The sequence below is a fragment of the Bacillus sp. mrc49 genome, from assembly GCF_002803435.1.
On the sequence record NZ_PHNG01000223.1, the window covers coordinates 1 to 827 of the forward strand.

An 827-nucleotide genomic window follows, 5' to 3' on the forward strand; every position below is an offset into this window, starting at 1 on the left:
CGATTGTCCACGTTTACTTGTCCGCGAAAATAATTTTATCCGCCGGCGGGTATAACTTGTTTCATCGGCGGGCATGACTGGAATTAAAAAGCGAGTGAAAGGAAGATCAATATGTTTGGATTATTTGGAGGTAAGCCGCGCTCTAAATTAGGTCGATGGCTAGATGATCGGGGAATATCGCAGGAATGGCTGATAAAGACATCGAAGGTTAGCCGGACCACTATATCGGAGCTTTGCGCAGACAAACGGGAACCTACCGTGCAGACGATAAAGAAGATAATGAAGGCGATACGCCAAGTCGATCCAGGCGCCCGCAGCGAGGACTTCTTTGATGTCTAAAGGGAAAGGAAGGGAATTTATGATTGGAAACACAAAGATAATAATTCATTCGCCATTGATGGATATGACGGAGGATGAACGCGAGGCGTGGTTCAAATCGGAGATGAAAAAGGGTAATCCGGTACTAAAACAAATAGCAAAAGCCGTGAACGATTGCTATCGAAAATACGATTAACAAAAAAAAAGCCCTAGCTCAACGGCCGGGACTAATATGCTATGTTTGATATTTGTCGATATTGATCCTGCGTACATTTTATATGAACTTCGTGATTCACGCCTTCTTCGTCGACTAGGTAAAGGTAAGCTGTTGAGTTATCCTTCTTCTTAGCACCTAACGCAGCTCCAGCGATTGTCCCTAGAGGACCCGCAACAACCGTACCAAGGATAGCTCCGCCTGCAGCCTTACCAACACTTCTACTTCCACTAGGCTCCCATGATATACGTGAAAATGTAAAGTGCTTCTGTCCGAATAAAGTAGCAATCTCAAC

3 protein-coding genes are annotated in these 827 nt (G+C 44.7%); 2 read left to right on the forward strand and 1 reads right to left on the reverse strand.

All coding sequences use genetic code 11. From position 1 onward, the window contains the following. Nucleotides 1-111: 111 nt before the first annotated feature. Both CVN76_RS01580 and CVN76_RS01585 read left to right on the forward strand, forming a co-directional pair. Complete coding sequence (locus CVN76_RS01580; protein WP_100530141.1) at nt 112-339, forward strand: helix-turn-helix domain-containing protein; 228 nt, start codon at nt 112-114, stop codon at nt 337-339. 19 nt (nt 340-358) lie between these two features. Next, entirely contained in the window at nt 359-514 is a 156-nt protein-coding gene (locus CVN76_RS01585) for a hypothetical protein (protein ID WP_232732054.1), read from the forward strand. Nucleotides 515-545: 31 nt separating this feature from the next. Here the strand turns inward: CVN76_RS01585 and CVN76_RS01590 are convergent. Next, nucleotides 546-827: hypothetical protein (locus CVN76_RS01590; RefSeq protein WP_442857527.1), on the reverse strand; the 282-nt coding region annotated here is incomplete at its 5' end.

Excerpts from the sequence above, each read along its gene's own strand:
- CVN76_RS01580 (WP_100530141.1), top strand. The coding sequence starts at position 112 with ATGTTTGGATTATTTGGAGGTAAGCCGCGCTCTAAATTAGGTCGATGG.
- CVN76_RS01585 (WP_232732054.1), top strand. The coding sequence starts at position 359 with ATGATTGGAAACACAAAGATAATAATTCATTCGCCATTGATGGATATG.